At 61.6% G+C, this 18,039-nt stretch carries 11 protein-coding genes and 3 tRNA genes; 11 read left to right on the forward strand and 3 right to left on the reverse strand.

The window, feature by feature from the left end; genetic code table 11:
- Positions 1-206 precede the first annotated feature (206 nt).
- Positions 207-293, forward strand: a tRNA-Leu gene (locus tag FSO04_RS24025).
- Between the two features lie 112 nt (positions 294-405).
- On the opposite strand, the gene FSO04_RS24030 is transcribed toward FSO04_RS24025, so the two are convergent.
- Positions 406-699 carry a hypothetical protein gene (locus FSO04_RS24030; protein WP_168435808.1) on the reverse strand — a complete coding sequence of 98 codons (294 nt, stop codon included), beginning with the start codon at positions 697-699 and terminating at the stop codon, positions 406-408.
- Positions 700-1,214: 515 nt separating this feature from the next.
- On the opposite strand from FSO04_RS24030, the gene FSO04_RS24035 reads away from it, so the two are divergent.
- Complete coding sequence (locus tag FSO04_RS24035) at positions 1,215-4,652, forward strand: DUF2339 domain-containing protein (RefSeq protein WP_154563147.1); 3,438 nt, start codon at positions 1,215-1,217, stop codon at positions 4,650-4,652.
- Positions 4,649-6,172, forward strand: a complete 1,524-nt coding sequence (locus FSO04_RS24040; protein WP_154563149.1) for a DUF3999 domain-containing protein — start codon at positions 4,649-4,651, stop codon at positions 6,170-6,172. The genes FSO04_RS24035 and FSO04_RS24040 overlap by 4 nt, the downstream gene beginning before the upstream one ends.
- 162 nt (positions 6,173-6,334) lie before the next feature.
- On the opposite strand, the gene FSO04_RS24045 is transcribed toward FSO04_RS24040, so the two are convergent.
- Both FSO04_RS24045 and FSO04_RS24050 read right to left on the reverse strand, forming a co-directional pair.
- Positions 6,335-6,787, reverse strand: a complete 453-nt coding sequence (locus FSO04_RS24045; protein WP_154563151.1) for a MarR family winged helix-turn-helix transcriptional regulator — start codon at positions 6,785-6,787, stop codon at positions 6,335-6,337.
- Between the two features lie 63 nt (positions 6,788-6,850).
- Positions 6,851-7,996 (reverse strand): glycerate kinase, encoded by a 1,146-nt coding sequence (locus FSO04_RS24050; RefSeq protein ID WP_154563153.1) that lies wholly within the window; start codon positions 7,994-7,996, stop codon positions 6,851-6,853.
- A 566-nt stretch (positions 7,997-8,562) separates the two neighbouring features.
- Between FSO04_RS24050 and tig the strand changes: the two genes are divergently transcribed.
- The 8 genes from tig to FSO04_RS24090 all read left to right on the forward strand — a co-directional run bounded on the left by tig (position 8,563) and on the right by FSO04_RS24090 (position 17,850).
- Positions 8,563-9,909: a trigger factor gene (tig, locus tag FSO04_RS24055; RefSeq protein ID WP_054039527.1), complete on the forward strand. Its 1,347-nt coding sequence runs from the start codon at positions 8,563-8,565 to the stop codon at positions 9,907-9,909.
- 206 nt (positions 9,910-10,115) lie between these two features.
- On the forward strand, positions 10,116-10,769 hold the full coding sequence (gene clpP, locus FSO04_RS24060; RefSeq protein WP_007182010.1) for an ATP-dependent Clp endopeptidase proteolytic subunit ClpP: 654 nt from the start codon (positions 10,116-10,118) through the stop codon (positions 10,767-10,769).
- A 197-nt stretch (positions 10,770-10,966) separates the two neighbouring features.
- On the forward strand, positions 10,967-12,238 hold the full coding sequence (gene clpX, locus FSO04_RS24065; RefSeq protein WP_007182009.1) for an ATP-dependent Clp protease ATP-binding subunit ClpX: 1,272 nt from the start codon (positions 10,967-10,969) through the stop codon (positions 12,236-12,238).
- Positions 12,239-12,440: 202 nt separating this feature from the next.
- A complete protein-coding gene (gene lon / locus FSO04_RS24070) occupies positions 12,441-14,867 on the forward strand; it encodes an endopeptidase La (RefSeq protein ID WP_154563155.1) in 2,427 nt (808 codons plus the stop codon).
- 252 nt (positions 14,868-15,119) lie between these two features.
- Positions 15,120-15,482, forward strand: a complete 363-nt coding sequence (locus FSO04_RS24075) for an HU family DNA-binding protein (RefSeq protein WP_266238940.1) — start codon at positions 15,120-15,122, stop codon at positions 15,480-15,482.
- 144 nt (positions 15,483-15,626) lie between these two features.
- Positions 15,627-15,702 (forward strand) — tRNA-Val (locus FSO04_RS24080).
- A gap of 46 nt (positions 15,703-15,748) precedes the next feature.
- Positions 15,749-15,825, forward strand: a tRNA-Asp gene (locus FSO04_RS24085).
- Between the two features lie 87 nt (positions 15,826-15,912).
- On the forward strand, positions 15,913-17,850 hold the full coding sequence (locus FSO04_RS24090; RefSeq protein WP_154563157.1) for a SurA N-terminal domain-containing protein: 1,938 nt from the start codon (positions 15,913-15,915) through the stop codon (positions 17,848-17,850).
- Positions 17,851-18,039 lie beyond the last annotated feature (189 nt).

Below are 18,039 nucleotides of genomic sequence, written 5' to 3' on the forward strand. Positions count from 1 at the left end.
GGGGAAGGGCAGGCGAACAGGGGCACGGTGTGCGTGCGTTTAGCCAAAAATTGTAGCATCGACGCCCCGCGGGGCGATGCACGAGCAAATGCAGACAAGTGCGAATCAATCGGTTAGAATCTCGCGCTTACGCTTTCGGGCGCGGGTTTTAACGCGGCCGTGAGCATGCAGGACATCGGGTAGAACGCACAGCGCTTTGCCCGGCTGCGAGGGTGGCGAAATTGGTAGACGCACCAGGTTTAGGTCCTGACGCCCGCAAGGGTGTAGGGGTTCGAGTCCCCTCCCTCGCACCATCCCTGTGTAGTAGAGAACCCGTTAAGCAGAGAACCCCGTTAAGTCTTTGGACTGGCGGGGTTTTTTGTTTTTCGTGTGACTTCGCGCCAGGCCTTGCGTGCCCGGCTGCGCTCAAGCGTCCGGTGCTGGCGGTTGCGCTTCGGCTTGCGTGCCTGGCAACTCGGCTTGCACGGCGCCTTCGAGAAAGCGGCGGGTCGATTCGAACGCCTGCAGCATCTGATCGGGCCACGGCGTTTGCAGCATGACCGCCTGGTGGTTTTCGAACGACGATGACAACAGTTTTGCCAGCTCAGGCGAGCGCAGATGACGCAGCACCACACTGACGGCGATCGCCGTCGCCTGGCTCGCGCCGGCGGTTTGAAGTTCCGAGGCGGTGAGGGCCGCTACCTGTTTGTTGATGTCCACTGAAGCTTCCCTGGATGAAATGGGGGTGACTGAAGGCCTGGTGGCCGATCCCGAATTTTGACATGGTTGGCGGGTTGCCGCGAACGCGGCTGCCTCGCCGGGTCTGCCGTGTTCGAAGTGTGACGATGGTTTTCAGCGCGGTCAGGCTATTAAGCAATATGGAGTTGGGCACCGCTGCCGGATTTGTCCATGTAATCGGTGTGCCCATCGAGTTGCGCCTGAGATCGGGTGCTATCCGTTGTCACCCATATTGCGTAGATTGTTAATGCACGCTATACGCTCGTGCCTACCCGCCGGCGGATTAATCCGAGGAAATAAGCAGCACAAAGTTGGAAAAAACCGATATGCATCAGCAAATAAGCGTGACGATTCGACTGCGCTCGCTCGATGGCTCGAAAGCGCGCTTTACGTGGTATTCTGCGCGCCGCTTTTCGCCGTATTGCTGACGCGATATTCTCGGATTAATCCGGGTGACAAATGGATCTCGCAACAGAAGACAATAAAAGAGGGATGCGATGAGCGTGATATTTGCCGTGGTCGGCGTGGTGGTCGGGATAATCGCCGCCGTGTCGAACGATTTCTCGATCGGCTTCGGTGCGTTGATGGGTGGAGTGGCCGGGGTTGCGCTCGCATGTCTGCTGCAAAAGAAGCGCCCGGACATCGCGAACGAACCAGCGTCCAAGCCTGTTAGGGCCGATAGCTTGAACCAGACCGTCAGCCCATCCGGCGAACTGGCCGCGCGCGTCGAGCAACTTGAGCGCGAGATCGTCGCTCTGCGCGGCGAGATCCACGAATTGCGGGCCAGCGTCACCGGCGCATCGGCGACTGAAAGCGCGGATGGTGAGCCCGCGACGTTCAAACTGCGTCCGGCCAATGTCGTGCCGCGTTCGTACGCGATGCCGCCCGCGGCGGGGCAGAAGCCGCATCGCGAGTTTCAGGCAACGCCTACGCAGCCGGCAGCCGTACGCTCGACGGTGAGCGCCAGCGCGGTTACGCCGCCCGCGATGGCCGGTACGCCCGCGTCAAGCGAGCCGAGCGCATCGAGCACGCTGAATGCTGAGTCACTCAGCCCAATGGCGTTGCCGCCGTCCGCCGGATCGCCTCTGCTGTTGTCGCCGTCCGCCGGGCCAGCGCTTTCCACCGACCCTCTGCCAGCGCAAACCCCGCCAGCACCACCGCGCGGTCCCGGCCTCGCTGAACGCCTCTTCAAACGTGGCCGTGACTGGCTATTCGGCGGCAACACGGTTGTGCGGGTCGGCATTATCGTGCTGTTCTTCGGCATTGCGTTCCTGCTCAAATACGCGGCCGACAACAGCCTGCTGCCGATCGAATTCCGCCTCGCCGGCGTTGCGCTTGCCGCAACCGTGCTGATCGGACTCGGCTGGTGCATCGGCGAGCGCCGCGGCGCCTACGGGCTGATCCTGCAGGGCGGTGGCGTCGGCGTGCTCTATCTGACCGTGTTCGCCGCAACCAGGCTCTACCATCTGCTGCCGGCGGGCGCAGCCTTGCCGTTGATGATCGCGATCTGCGGCTTGAGCGCGTTTCTGGCGGTGCGGCAGAACGCGTCGTCGCTGGCCTTCATGGGCAGCGCAGGCGGTTTCCTTGCACCGGTGCTCCTCTCGACGGGCGGCGGCAGTCACGTGATGCTGTTCAGCTACTACGCGCTGCTCAACGCGGGCGTTTTCGCAATCGCGTGGTTCAAGGCGTGGCGGCCTCTGAACCTGCTTGGCTTCGTGTTCACGTTTTCGATCGGCGCCGCATGGGGCGCGACGGCTTACCGGCCCGAGCTGCTTGCCAGCACCGAACCGTTCCTGATCCTGTTCTTCCTGATGTATGTCGGCATCGCGTTGCTTTATGCGGTGCGCCGCGAGGTCGCGCTCAAGCATTACGTCGACGGCACGCTGGTGTTCGGCACGCCGCTCGTCGCGATCGGTCTGCAAGCGGCGATGATGAAAGGCACCGAATTCGGTCTCGCGTGGAGCGCGGTGGCGCTGGCCGCGTTCTACCTCGCGATTGCGGCCTGGCTGGCGCGGCGGCGCGCGCACCTCGGCATGATGTTCGAAGCCATGCTCGCGCTGGCCGTGATCTTCGCCACGCTCGCTGTCCCGCTTGCTTTCACCGGACCGACCACGAGCGCGACCTGGGCAATCGAAGGCGCCGCGATCACCTGGCTCGCTGTGCGTCAGCGGCGCCTGATCGCGTTTGGCTTCGGCTTGCTGATGCAACTAGCCGCGGCGGGCGCGTATGTGGTCGGCACGCTCGCGCAGATCGATGCAGCGCATGCCTGGCCGGTGCTCAACGGCGCGTACATCGCGAGCGTGCTGATCGCGGTCGCGGGCATCTTCACGGGATGGCGGTTGCATGGGCGCAGCGAGGCGGGCGCGTGGCATGCATGGATGCCTCAGATCGGCCTTGTCGCCGGCGTGTGGGGGTTGTTGTGGTGGGTCTCTGGCGGTCTCCACGAAATCGACGCGTACGCGCAGGCGCATCTTGCATATGATCGCGATCGTTTCGAGACTGCCGTCGTCGCGCTGTTCGCCGTTCTGACAGCGTGGCTCGCGCACGGCGCGCGTCGCAAGCTGCGTTGGCCGCTCGCCGAACTGCCGGCGCTGGCGCTCGTGCCGGTTCTCGCTCTGCTGACCTTGAGTCTGTTCATGTTGAGCATGGCGCCGGTCGGCGGCTACGGTTGGCTGGTGTGCGCTGTTGCCGCCGCGTCTACCTACTTGTTGCTGTGGCGTCAGCAGCGCGACGTCGGCGATCGTGTGCTTGCGCCGCTTCATACACTGATGTTCTGGACAGCCGGCGCGCTCATCGCGCTCGAAGGCTATTGGGGCTTGCGCGCCTACGTGCCGGAAGGCGCATGGAGCTGGAGTGCGTGGGCTTATGGCTTCGGCATTCTGCTGCTGTTGGTGGCGGGCGTCGGGCATCGTTTGCGCTGGCCGGTCGCGCGTTTCGTAACGGCTTATCAGGTGTGGGCAGCGGCGCCGCTCGCCGCCTTGCTGTGGGTGTGGAGCATCGCAAGCGTGACGAGCGACGGTAGCGCCGCGCCGCTCTTCTGGCTGCCGATTCTCAATCCGCTGGATGTCGCACAGATCCTCGCGTTCGTCGCCTGCGCCGTGTGGCTGCGGCGGCTGCGCGCACTCGGGGTGCACTGGCATCCGCGAGCGTTCGACTACGCGGTGCTCGCGACGCTGTTCCTATGGTTCAACGCATTGCTGCTGCGCACGCTGCATCATCATTTCCATGCGGGGTACGATGTCGATGCGGTGCTGGCGTCGTTCAGTTTCCAGCAGGTGTTTCTGGTCGGCTGGAGCGCGTTTGCATTTGCCGGGCTGTGGCTCGCGCGTCGCGACAGTATTGTGCGCTTGTGCGCGATCGCATCGACGCCGCTCGTGCTGGTGATGTGGATGTGGACGTTCTATGCCAACCTGACTCAGGACGGCGGCGCGTGGGCGCGGCTGCCGCTGCTCAATCCGCTCGACCTGGTGCAGGCGGTGATTTTTGCGCTGGCGGCGTTGTGGCTCGTGCGCATCAGCCGCCTGGGTGTGCCGGTCGGCGAATACCGTGTGCCGTTGCAGGTGGCGGTCGGCGTGACCGGATTCATCTGGCTCAACGCGATGCTGCTGCGCACGCTGCATCACTGGATCGGCGTGCCGTATCAGCTCGACGAGATGTCACGCTCGATGCTCGTGCAGGCTTCGATATCGGTGTTCTGGACAGTCTGCGCATTGGCTATGATGATCTGGGCAACTCGCCGGGCCAGCCGGATATTCTGGTTCATCGGCGGCGGCCTGCTGGCGGTGACCGTCGTCAAGCTGTTCCTGTTCGATTTGTCGCACGTGACGGGTATCGAACGGATCGTGTCGTTCATCGGTATCGGCCTGATGCTGCTGCTGATCGGCTACTTCTCGCCGTTGCCGCCCAAAGCGGCAGTTCTGGAAACTGAGCAATGAAGCGTGTCTTGATAGCGGCGGGGTGGTGTCTCGCGATCTCGTCTGTGTGGGTATCGACGGCGGCCGTAGCGGCCGATCGTTTTGCGCAGCGTTTTGCGCTCGAACTCGAAAGCGGCGCCGCCTATTACAGCGTGACGCTTCCGGCCACCGTCTACGCTGCCAGCCAGCGCAACGATCTCGGCGATGTGCGCGTATTCAATGGCGCCGGCGAACCTGTGCCTTATTCGCTCGACGCGCCACGTGAGTCGGCCCGCGCACCGGCCACATTGCGGCCGGTGCACTGGTTTCCCTTGCCGCCCGCCGCTTCCGGCAGCACCGGTGCGCCACTCGGCGTGACGATTGCCGCCGACGGATCGCTGCGGGCAACGTCAGCGCCGCCCGATCGCGCACAACATGACACCGACCTGATCGACGTCGCGCGCGAGGCGCGGGGCGAAGCTCGGGTCGAGGCATTGGTCGTGCATGTGCGTGACGACAATTACCAGGGGCGCGTCAACGTCGAGTCGAGTGACGATCTGCGCAACTGGCAACCCGCGGGCGAGGCGCAACTGCTCAAGGTCAGCTACAACGGCAGCACGCTGAGCCAGGATCGCATCGAACTCAACGGGATGCGCGCGCGTTATCTGCGCTTGCACTGGCTCGACGGCGCGCCGTATGTCGAATCGATCGACGCTCAGGTGCAGGTGGCCAGCGCCGGCGCGGCGCAGCGCGCGGATATGCAACGGCAATGGCGCGAAGGTATCGTGGCCCGCCCGGGGCCGAAAACCGGCGAGTATTTCTTCGAGACCGGCGGGCCTTACCCCGTCGATCGTTTGCGCCTGAATCTCCCACAGCCGAATACCGTGGCGCCGGCCGTCGTCTATTCGCGCTCGGGTCTGGAGACGGCGTGGCGAGAGGTATCGAGCGCGACGCTGTTCCGCTTGCATAACGGCACGGTGGAGCAGAGCAATCCATCGCTTGAAATGGCGCCCGACACGGATCGTCAATGGCGCGTGGTGGTCGACACCCGCAATGGCGGTTTGGGAAGCGGCGCGTTGACCGTCGCCGCGGGCTGGCGTCCGGCGACGCTCACGTTCGTCGCGCGCGGCGCTGAGCCGTTCACGCTGGCGGTGGGGAGTGCTGCTGCGGTGTCGTCGGCGGTGAGCCGGGCGGATCTGCTGATGGGCGCTTCGTCGGTTGCCGTGGCGGCGCGGCTGGGTGAGGAACTGCCCGTTGGGCAGGAGGCTGATGCGCAGTCATCGGGCAAAGACCCCGATGCGATGCGGCGCTATATGTTGTGGGCCGCTTTGTTGCTGGCCGTCGGCTCGCTCGGCGCGATCGCCTGGCGGCTTGCGCGTGGCGCTCAGGGGCAGGCCGGGGCTCAGGCTGGGGGAGTGGCCGATGGCGGCGGTGGAGTGGGTGGCGCGGCCGGCGCCGGCGGATTGGCAGGCGATGCGCTCGGCGGGTCAGGCGCGGCGAGCGCTACAGCCAAGGACGCAGGCACCGCCAGCGCTGACGGTCAAAGCACCGAAAAGAAGTGACTTCGGTGCGGGCGTATTTCGGCGTAGAGGATTGCAAGGAGCCGAGCAATTGGAACGTGCCGAGGGGCTGCACTGCAGTCGCGGAATCGCGCCGCACAGAGCGATCGCGCGGCGCCAGAGGATTGCATGGCGCGGGCACGCCGCGGCTGCGCGCGCCGTTACTTACTCCTCGCGCTCCGACATCGTGTTGATGATCTTGTCCAGCGCCCCGCCGAACGCGAGTTTTTCCTGTTCGTCGAGGCAGTCGAACATATCCCCGTTCCACTTACGCGCGATCGGCATCACCTTGCGATAGAGCGCGCGGCCTTCAGGGGTTAGCGACACCAGCACGACGCGCCCGTCTTCGGCGCTCGGTTCGCGCTTGACGAGTCCTTGTTTGATCAACGCCTCAGCCGCACGGCTCGCCTGACTCTTGTCGAGGTTGGCGTGCCGCGCCAGTTCCATGATCGAAAACGGTCCAAACGAGCCCACCGACGCAACCACCCTTGCTTCAGGCAATGTCACGCCCAGTTTGTCCTGATAGCGCTCGCTGATGCCACGCTCGGCGAGTTTGTTCAGGACATGCAGACGGTACGTAAGCAACTGTTCGAGTCCGGTTCTGGCGGAGGCCTTCATTGTCTTCCCGTGATGAGTGGCGCGGTCGTGGCGCTGTGATTGTTGCCGCAACCGTTCCGTCGGTCAACGCGCGCCGTATTTCAGGCGCGTCAACTGTTCGGCCGCGTCCGCCAGCAAACGCGCCGCGTCGCGAATCGCAACCTCGAGCGTGATCGGCCCCGGAGCCGGAGAGAAGCAGCCACTGAAGTATTCGGCGAGGCGCGGTAGCGCCGCGGAGTCGACCGCGCCGGAGAGCAGCGTGGCCGGTACGCCCGCGGCCTGCGCATGACGGCAAGCAATGAACGGCGCCTTGCCGTGCAGCGTTTGCACGTCCGAGCGGCCTTCGCCGGTGATCAGCCAGTTCGCGCCCTCAAGCGCTGCGTCCAGGCCGATCTGGCGCGCGACGGTTTCCGCGCCCGGCTCGAACTGCGCACCGAGCATGTGCAGCGCAAAGCCGAGGCCACCGGCCGCACCCGCGCCGGGTTGGTCGCGTGCCGAGCGCCCTAGCGCGGCCTCGAGCAGATCGGCGAAGCGGGCGAGGGCGGCGTCGATCGGGGCAACCTGTTCCGGCTTCACACCCTTTTGCGGACCGAACACCGCAGTTGCGCCGTGATCGCCGGTCAGGGGATTATCCACGTCCGACATGCCGACGAATTGTGTGTCCGCGAGGCGCGCATCAAGTTGCGACACGTCGAGGCGCGCCACGCGCGCGAGTTGTTCAGGTGTAGCGTCGAGTTCCTTGTCTTGCGCGTCGAAAAGTTTCAGCCCGAGGCCGGCCAGCAAGCCGGCGCCACCGTCGTTCGTGCTGCTGCCGCCGAGCGCGACGAAAAAGCGCCGCACGCCTGCATCGAGCAGCGCGCGAATCGCTTCGCCCATACCGCGCGTGCTGCGCGCCTCGACCGGTACGCCCATGCCGACCGGATCGGTAATGCCGACGATTTCCGCCGTTTCGATGATCGCGCTGCCATCCGCAAGCAGGCCGGTGAGTGCTTCACGCACCGGACCGGCCGCGCCGCGCACGCTCAGCTTGCGGCGTTCGCCGCCGCTCGTGAGCATGGCGTCGAGCGTGCCTTCCCCGCCGTCGGCCATCGGACAGATGCGCACGCTGGCGTCCGGCCGGGCGCGCTGGATGCCGGACGTAATCGCCTGTGCGACCTGTTCCGCGCTGAGCGAACCTTTGAAGGAATCGGGAGCAATGACGACGACAGGCGAGGACGGCAAATTCGGCATGATGTCTCTGAATGGTTGGAGTCGTTGCGAGGGCGGGTGAATTGAACAGATGCGGGCGCAGCCCCGAGCGCGTCCGTAAGCTTATCAGCATGGGCGCGCCGACTGAATATGTCGAATGGCATAGCCGGGATTGTCCGTGAAGGGGCGTGCGGGATCCATCCGTGCGAACGCGGGCGGCAGGCGCGACGCTATCGGTCGCGCAGGCGCTTCCGGAGGAAGCGTGGAAGGCGAAAGGGATCGTCAAGCCGCCGCAAGCGGGCTGAAAACTGATAGTGGGTGGGCGTGAAGCAGGCAGCGAACAGCCACCAGACAACCCGCAAACAGATGAAAAACAGCGCGGAAAGCGGCCCGAACACCGATAAAAGCGCGCGCAATCATCGAATCCCGGCTAAGCGCGCAAATAGTTTGCTAAAATATTCGGCTCTTTGGACCCAACCGTGCTGCCGGCGGCCTGCAAGCCCGCGGCGCAGGCGCGCAATCGATGCTGAGCGACTTGAACGCGGCATCGAAAAGCGGCACGGAGAAGATAACTGATTCGCTCGAATAATTTTAGGACGATTGAAGCCATGGCTAACGTTGTTGAAAACCTCGGCAAGCTCGAACGCCGCGTAACGATTTCCCTGCCGAAGGACGCCGTGCAGAAGGAAGTGGACTCGCGTATCCGCCAACTGGCAAAGAACGTGCGCATGCCGGGTTTCCGCCCGGGCAAGGTGCCGCTCAAGATGGTGACGCAACAGTATTCGGGCCAGGTTGAAGCTGAAGTGCTGAGCGACAAGGTCGGCAAGGAATTTTTCGATATCAGCCGCGCCGAAAACCTGCGCGTTGCCGGTCAGCCGAGCTTCGCGCCGAAGGCCGACGCTGCTGAAGGCGATTACGCGTTCGACGCGACGTTCGAGGTGTATCCGGAAGTGAAGCTGGGCGACGTCGCCACGGCCGAAATCGAACGCACCACGACCACCATCAGCGAAGCGGAAATCGACCGCACGCTGGACATCCTGCGCAAGCAGCGCGTGCACTTCCACGCTCGTGGCGAAGCCGGCGAGCATGGCGACGGCGGCGCGGACACGGCGGCTAAAGACGGCGACCGCGTGACGGTCGACTTCGTCGGCAAGATCGACGGTGAAGTGTTCCAGGGCGGCAGCGCTGAAGACTTCGCATTCGTGCTGGGCGAAGGCCGCATGCTGCCGGAATTCGAAAAGGCAGCGCTGGGCCTCGCGGTCGGCGCATCGAAGGAATTCGACCTGGCTTTCCCGGCTGACTATCACGGCAAGGATGTCGCCGGTAAGACCGCGCAATTCACGATCACGATGAAGAAGATCGAGTGGCCGCATCTGCCGGAAATCGACGCTGAATTCGCAAAGTCGCTCGGTATCGAAGACGGCGATCTGGTCAAGATGCGCGCTGAGATCAAAGACAATCTCGAACGCGAAGCGAAGCGCCGCACGCAAGCCATCGTCAAAAATCAGGTGATGGACGCGTTGCTGAAGATTTCGGAACTCGACGTGCCGAGCGCCTTGATCGCACAAGATCAGGAACGCCTCGTCGGCATGGCCCGTCAGGACCTCGAGCAACGTGGCGTGCCGAACGCCGCTGACGCACCGATCCCGGCTGAAATGTTCAAGGAACAGGCTGAGCGTCGCGTCAAGCTGGGCCTCGTACTGGCCGAGCTGGTCAAGGCCAACGAACTGCAAGCCAAGCCGGAGCAGATTCGTGCCGAAGTCGACGAATTCGCGAAAAGCTACGAAGACCCGAAGGAAGTCGTCCGCTGGTATTATTCCAATCAGCAACGTCTTGCAGAAATGGAAGCGTACGTCGTTGAAGCCAACGTCGTCGATTTCGTCCTCAGCAAGGCCAAGGTGACGGACAAGGAAGTAAGCTTCGAAGAACTGGCAAGCGCAACGGCGCAAGCGTAAGCGTCGCTGCAACGGCGTGCCGGCTGTCGGAGCGACGGCCCGCACGCCGTTTTTTTGTGCTGTGAAAGTACGGTGCGTTTTGCATGGCGCGTTTCACACTGCGTCGCACGCCGCGCTCGCACTGATCGCGCACTTGAATACGGGCTCGTCGGCCACACCTGTCTAGCATCTAATATTTAGAATATTTCCAGACAAGGATCCATTGCATGACCTTTCGCGCCCAAATGCTGGACACGTTGACCTCCCAGTCGTCCCGGGATCTCGAAGCGCAGGCGCTCGGACTGGTGCCGATCGTCGTGGAAACGAGCGGCCGGGGCGAGCGCTCGTATGACATCTATTCGCGTCTGCTGAAGGAACGCATCGTGTTCCTGGTCGGCGAAGTGAACGACCAGACGGCCAACCTCGTCGTCGCGCAGATGTTGTTCCTTGAAAGTGAAAACCCGGACAAGGACATCAGCTTCTACATCAACAGCCCGGGCGGTTCGGTTTCGGCCGGGATGGCGATCTACGACACGATGCAGTTCATCAAGCCGGACGTGTCGACGCTGTGCATGGGTCTCGCGGCCAGTATGGGCGCGTTCCTGCTGGCGGCGGGCGCGAAGGGCAAGCGCTTTGCGCTGCCGAATTCACGTGTGATGATTCACCAGCCGCTGGGCGGGGCGCGCGGCCAGGCGTCGGACATAGAAATCCAGGCGCGTGAAATCCTGTACCTGAAGGAACGTCTGAATCATCTGCTCGCGCACCACACCGGCCAGCCGGTCGAGCGTATTGCACGCGACACCGACCGCGACAATTTCATGTCCGGCGATGACGCGCAAGCTTACGGTCTGGTTGACCAGGTGGCGCACAAGCGTCCTTGAAGTGTCCTTGAAACGCCGGTGCGGTCTTGCCCCAAAACGGGGCGAGGCCGTCGTCGGATCGGTTGTGAAATAATCAAGACTCGTCCGAGTGCCTGCGGCAAACGCCGTCACCTTGGCTCAAGCCCTGCCGCGCCCAAACTGCGAGGCCGGGGCAAACGGCGTATCATGTAATCGAGTGTCCGGAGGCTCACACATCTATGGCGGACAAGAAAGGTTCTAACAGCGAAAAGCTGTTGTATTGCTCGTTCTGTGGCAAGAGCCAGCATGAAGTCAAAAAACTGATTGCCGGCCCGTCGGTGTTCATCTGTGATGAATGTATCGACCTGTGCAACGAAATCATCCGCGATGAGGCTGCAGGTGCGGGCATCGAGGCGGGCTTGTCCAAGTCCGATCTGCCGAGTCCGCAGGAAATCCGTGAAATCCTCGACCAGTACGTGATCGGTCAGGAACGCGCGAAGAAGATTCTCGCGGTCGCGGTGTACAACCACTACAAGCGCCTCAAGCACCTCGACAAGAAGGATGAGATCGAGCTGTCCAAGAGCAACATTCTGCTGATCGGCCCGACCGGTTCCGGCAAGACCTTGCTCGCGCAGACGCTCGCACGCCTTCTGAACGTCCCGTTCGTCATTGCCGATGCAACGACGCTGACGGAAGCCGGCTACGTCGGCGAAGACGTCGAGAACATCATTCAGAAGCTGCTGCAGAATTGCAATTACGAAGTCGACAAGGCCCAGCGCGGCATTGTCTACATCGACGAAATCGACAAGATCAGCCGCAAGTCCGACAACCCGTCGATCACCCGCGATGTGTCGGGCGAAGGCGTGCAACAGGCTTTGCTGAAACTGGTTGAAGGCACGATGGCGTCGGTGCCGCCGCAAGGTGGCCGTAAGCATCCGAATCAGGACTTCATCCAGGTCGACACCACCAATATTCTGTTCATTTGCGGTGGCGCATTCGACGGCCTCGAGAAAGTCATCGTCGACCGTACCGAGAAAACCGGTATCGGCTTCGGCGCAAGCGTGAAGAGCAAGCAGGACCGCGATGCCGGCGAAGTGCTGCGCGAAGTGGAACCGGAAGATCTGATCAAGTTCGGCCTGATTCCTGAACTGATCGGCCGTCTGCCGGTGGTGGCTACGCTCGGCAAACTCGACGAAGTCGCGCTGATGAAGATCCTCGTCGAACCGAAGAATGCTCTGGTGAAGCAATACCACAAGCTGTTCAATATGGAACGCGTCGAGCTCGAAATTCGCCCGGCTGCGTTGCAGGCTGTCGCACGTAAAGCGATCCGTCGCAAGACGGGCGCTCGCGGCCTGCGCTCCATCCTGGAACAGGCGTTGCTTGATGTCATGTACGACCTGCCGCAGATGAAAGGTGTTAGCAAGGTCATCATCGACGACAACGTGATTGACGGCGACGGTAAACCCCTACTGATCTACGAAGACGCGCCCAAAGTGGCGGGTTCGAACTGATCGGCTTTCGGGTTCTGCAAAAAAAGCCGTTCATGGCAACGTGAACGGCTTTTTTCGTTTATCGTGTGGTCAGGATGGTTGTTTTCACTATGGAGTCACTGAACCTTCGGAGTCACTGAACTTTTCCCACACGCGGAGGCTTGCAATCTTTTCTGCTGGCCTCACCTATCGAACGAACTGATTCCACTCATGGGGAAATGAAATGTCAGGAACCCAACTCCTTCCGCCGGAACGCATTACGCTCCCGCTGCTCCCGCTGCGTGACGTAGTCGTCTTCCCGCACATGGTGATTCCGCTCTTCGTAGGCCGCCCGAAGTCGATCAAGGCTCTTGAAGCAGCGATGGAAGGCGGCAAGCACATCATGCTCGTCGCCCAGAAAACGGCTGCGAAAGATGAGCCGACCGAAAAGGACATGTACGAAGTAGGGTGTATCGCCAACATCCTGCAAATGCTGAAGCTGCCCGATGGCACCGTTAAGGTGCTCGTCGAGGGCCTGCAGCGCGCGAAAACGCTTTCCATCGAAGAACAGGAAACGCAGTTCTCGTGCGAAGTCATGCCGCTCGAACCCGACCACGCCGACAGCGCTGAAACTGAAGCGCTGCGCCGCGCGATCGTGTCGCAGTTCGACCAATATGTAAAGCTGAACAAGAAGATCCCGCCGGAGATCCTGACGTCGCTGTCGGGCATCGACGAGGCTGGCCGGCTGGCCGACACGATCGCGGCGCATCTGCCGCTCAAGCTCGACCAGAAGCAGCACATTCTCGAAATGTTCCCGGTCATCGAGCGCCTCGAGCATCTGCTCGCGCAACTCGAAGCCGAGATCGACATCCTGCAGGTCGAAAAGCGCATCCGTGGGCGTGTGAAGCGCCAGATGGAGAAGAGCCAGCGCGAGTACTACCTGAACGAACAGGTCAAGGCGATCCAGAAGGAACTGGGCGAAGGCGAAGAAGGTGCGGACCTCGAGGAACTCGAGAAGCGCATCACGGCCGCGCGCATGCCGAAGGAAGCCAAGAAGAAGGCCGACGCCGAGCTGAAGAAGCTCAAGCTGATGTCGCCGATGTCGGCTGAAGCGACCGTCGTGCGTAACTACATCGATACGCTGATCGGCTTGCCGTGGCGCAAGAAGAGCAAGGTCAACAACGACCTCTCGAATGCGGAGCGCGTGCTCGACGAAGACCACTTCGGTCTCGAGAAAGTGAAGGAACGCATTCTCGAGTATCTCGCGGTCCAGCAACGTGTCGACAAGGTGAAAGCGCCGATCCTGTGCCTCGTTGGGCCTCCGGGTGTCGGTAAGACGTCGCTGGGTCAGTCGATCGCTCGCGCTACGAACCGCAAGTTCGTGCGTATGGCGCTCGGCGGCGTGCGCGACGAAGCCGAGATTCGCGGTCACCGTCGTACGTACATCGGTTCGATGCCCGGCAAGATTCTGCAAAGCCTGACCAAGGTCGGCGTGCGCAATCCGCTTTTCCTGCTCGACGAAGTCGACAAGATGGGCCAGGATTTCCGCGGCGATCCGTCCTCGGCTCTGCTGGAAGTGCTCGATCCGGAACAGAACCATACGTTCGCCGATCACTACGTCGAAGTCGACTTCGATCTGTCGGACGTGATGTTCGTGGCAACGTCGAACTCGCTGAACATTCCGCCGCCGCTGCTCGACCGGATGGAAGTGATCCGTCTGTCGGGTTATACGGAAGACGAGAAGGTCAGCATCGCGCAACGTTATCTTTTGCCCAAGCAGAAGAAGAACAACGGCCTCAAGGATGGCGAGGTCGATGTGACGGAAACCGCGATCCGCGACATTATTCGTTACTACACGCGTGAAGCGGGCGTGCGTTCGCTCGAGCGTGAAATTTCGAAGATCTGCCGCAAGGTCGTGAAGATGCTTCTGCTGAAGAAGGCGGAAGGCGCGGTGACGGTCGACGGCAGCAATATCGACACCTTCCTCGGCGTGCGCAAGTACGACTTCGGTCTGGCCGCGAAGGAAAATCAGGTTGGCCAGGTCACGGGTCTTGCGTGGACGGAAGTGGGCGGCGATCTGCTGACCATCGAAGCCGCGGTGATGCCGGGTAAGGGCAATGTGATTCGCACGGGTTCGCTCGGCGACGTGATGAAGGAATCAGTCGAAGCTGCGCGCTCGGTGGTCCGCTCGCGTTCGCGCCGTCTGGGTATCAAGGACGAAGCGTTCGAGAAGCAGGATATTCACATTCACGTGCCGGAAGGCGCGACGCCGAAGGACGGTCCTTCGGCCGGTATCGCGATGACGACCGCGCTGGTGTCGGTGTTGACCGGTATTCCGGTTCGTGCCGATGTCGCGATGACGGGCGAAATCACGTTGCGTGGCGAAGTCCTGCCGATCGGCGGCCTGAAGGAAAAACTGCTGGCAGCGCATCGCGGCGGTATCAAGCTGGTGCTGGTTCCGGAAGAAAACGTCAAGGACTTGACGGAGATTCCGGACAACGTGAAGAACGCCATCGAAATCATGCCGGTCCGTTGGATCGACAGGGTGCTCGAACTGGCGCTCGAACGTGTGCCGCAGGCGTTGCCGGACGAAGAGCCCAAGCCTGCTGCGCCTGTCGCGGCGGCTGAGCCGGGCAAAGACGCCGGTGCAACGGAAGTCGTGAAACACTAAGCTAGTCGGCGGCGAAAGCTGTTTGCTGTATAAAAACCCGCGGCCTCGGTCGCGGGTTTTTTATTGCCTGCGAGATGCCGGAAGTTACGTCTGGAACGCACGTAATCCCACCTTTTGAGTAAAGGACGCTTTCAGCCGCTGACTGGTTGTGTGCGCATCCATCTATAGCAAGATTTGGTGACAGAGGGCGCCCTCCAGAACCGCTTAAATCAGGCTCAACCCCGCTTGACACAAGGGTTTCGGCCAATTCTAATGAGTCGGCCCGGCGTTACCCGCCGGCCGCGTGATGCCAGGCGCTACAGAGCGCCGTCACGATTGCCACAAACATTCTCGGGGGTTGGAATGAATAAAACGGAATTGATCGATCACATTGCGCAGCAAGCCGATATTTCGAAGGCCGCGGCAGGCCGTGCACTCGACGCGGTGATCGGTGGGGTCAAAGGTACGTTGAAGAAAGGTGGTTCGGTGACGCTGGTGGGTTTCGGTACCTTTGCCGTGGGCAAGCGTACCGCGCGTACGGGCCGCAATCCGCGCACCGGCGCCGCCATCAAGATCAAGGCAGCGAAGGTCCCTAAATTTAGGCCTGGCAAAGCTCTGAAGGATGCGCTAAACTAATGGGCTTGCTGCTTGAGGAATTGCAGGTTCGTTAGAAAGAAGTGCGACGAATTCTGTGTGACTAGTGTGACTTTGCGTCGCACTAGTTGATACGCAAGTTGATCAATCAGGCAGCAAAAGCAGGAGCACGCTGAATCGCGAAACGGGTGCTTAGCTCAGTTGGTAGAGCGGCGCCCTTACAAGGCGTAGGTCGGGAGTTCGAGCCTCTCAGCACCCACCAGTTTCAGATTCGGCTCAGTGGTTCTGTTTAGTGCAGTGCAGTATAAGGAGTGGTAGTTCAGTCGGTTAGAATACCGGCCTGTCACGCCGGGGGTCGCGGGTTCGAGTCCCGTCCACTCCGCCAGTATCCACGAAAGGCGAACTCCGGTTCGCCTTTTTTATTGCCCGCTGTTGTAAGATCGGGCGTTCTGTTTTTGGCACTCCTTCACGCATGCTCGATTTTTTCCGCAATCACAAACGCCTGATGATGTTCATGCTCATCCTCGTCATTGTGCCGGGGTTGGGTTTTGTGGGTATCCAAGGCTTCCGCGGCTTCTTTGACGAAAGTGCAAACGTCGCCAGCGTCAACGGCCACAAGATTACTCGCGCAGAGTATGACAACGCGATGCGTCAGCAGCTTGACCGCGCCCGTCAAATGCTCGGTGCGCAGTTCGACATGAAGTCGTTCGATACACCTGCGCGCCGTAGCGAAATGCTCGACGGTCTGATCGAGCAGCGCGTGCTGGCCGACGAAACACAGCGCCTGCATCTGACCGCGTCTGACGACGCCGTGCGCCGTGTGCTGCTGAACGATCCGGTGATCTCGTCGCTGAAGAATCCTGACGGCTCGATCGACGTCGACCGCTACAAGCAGTTGCTCGCGATGCAAGGCATGACGCCCGATCAATACGACGAACGTGTGCGTTACAGCATTGCTACGCAGCAGTTGCCTGCAAGCATTCAAGGCAGCGCCTTCACGTCGAAGACTCTCGCACAGCATCTCACCGAGCTCGCCGAACAGCAGCGCGAAGTGCAGGGTATTGCGTTCCATCCGCGCGACTATGCAGCGAAGGTGCAGCCCACGGATGCGCAACTGCAGGCCTATTACGATGCGCATCGCAACGATTTCGCCACGCCCGCCACGGCAACGATCCAGTACCTTGTGATGTCGACGGCAACGTTGTCTGCTGCCGTGCAGCCGAGCGACGCTGATCTGAAAAAGTACTACGACGACAACATCGCGCATTACCGTACGGACGGTCAGGTGCGCGCGAGCCACATCCTGATCGCCGCGCCGAAAGATGCAAGCGCGGCTGACAAGGCCAAGGCAAAGCAGAAGGCCGACGAGGTGCTCGCACAGGTCAAGGCACATCCGGACCAGTTCGCGCAGATCGCGCAGCAGAATTCGCAGGATCCGGGTTCGGCGTCAAAGGGCGGTGATCTGGGTTACTTCGGTCGCGGCATGATCGCTGGCGGCCAGGCGTTCGACGACGCCGTGTTCGGTCTCAAGAAAGACGAAGTCAGCGGCATCGTGCAGACCGACTTCGGCTATCACATCGTCAAGGTCACGGACGTGAAACCGGCCGTCACCAAGCCGTTCGACGAAGTGAAAGATCAGATCGCGAAAGACCTGAAAACGCAGTTGGCGAGCAAGGCATTCAGCGACGACTCGGAAGGCTTCACGTCAATCGTTTACGAGAAGGCGAAGAGCCTGCAGCCCGCCGCTGACAAGTACAAGCTGCAATTGCAAACAGCCACGGTCACGCCGCAGCCGGATCCGAAGCTGCCGCCTGACAGCCCGCTGAAAAACGCGAAGTTCCTGGCTGCCGTGTTCGCGAGCGATGCGGTCACCGCGCGCAACAACACACAAGCAATCGACGTTGGCGGTAACACGCTGATCGCGGCGCACGTGACCGATTACAAGGCTGCAGCCGTGCCGGCGCTCGATGCCGTCAAGGATGCAGTGCGTCAGAAAGTGATCGCGGTTCAGTCGAACGAGGCCGCTCACAAGGAAGGCATCGCGAAGCTGGCGGAGTTCGACAAGTCGAAGGCCACAACGGGCTTCTCGTCGCCGCTGAAGGTTTCGCGCAACGACGCGCAAGGTGTGCCGCCGGTTGCATTGAGTGCAATCTACAAAGCAGACGCGCAAAAGTTACCTGCGTACGTCGGTGTGGACCTCGGCGATGACGGCTATGCGATCTATCGCGTGAACGCGGTCGTTGCAAGCGCCCCGATCGATCCGCAGCGTCTGGCTGCTGCGCAGCAGCAGATTGCGCAAGTCGATGCGCAATCCGACGCCGAGGCTTACGTCGAGGCGCTGCGTACCCGTTCGAAGGTGAAGTTCTACGGCTCGCTCGACAGCAGCAATGCGCAGGCGAGCGGCGAATAAGCACTCGCGCGAGCGCGCAAACAGGTAAAGCGCGCAGCTACAAAAATGCCCCGCAATTGCGGTAATGCCGTTCAGTTAAGATCCTTCTTCAAGAAACGAACGGTATAACGGTGAGGTCGAGATTTGACGACCCGGTCGCATGCGCGGCCGGGTCGTTTTTCATTGGGCAGCGACTTGAGGCGCTCACGC

Source organism: Paraburkholderia madseniana (assembly GCF_009690905.1).
Classification (GTDB): Bacteria; Pseudomonadota; Gammaproteobacteria; order Burkholderiales; family Burkholderiaceae; genus Paraburkholderia; species Paraburkholderia madseniana.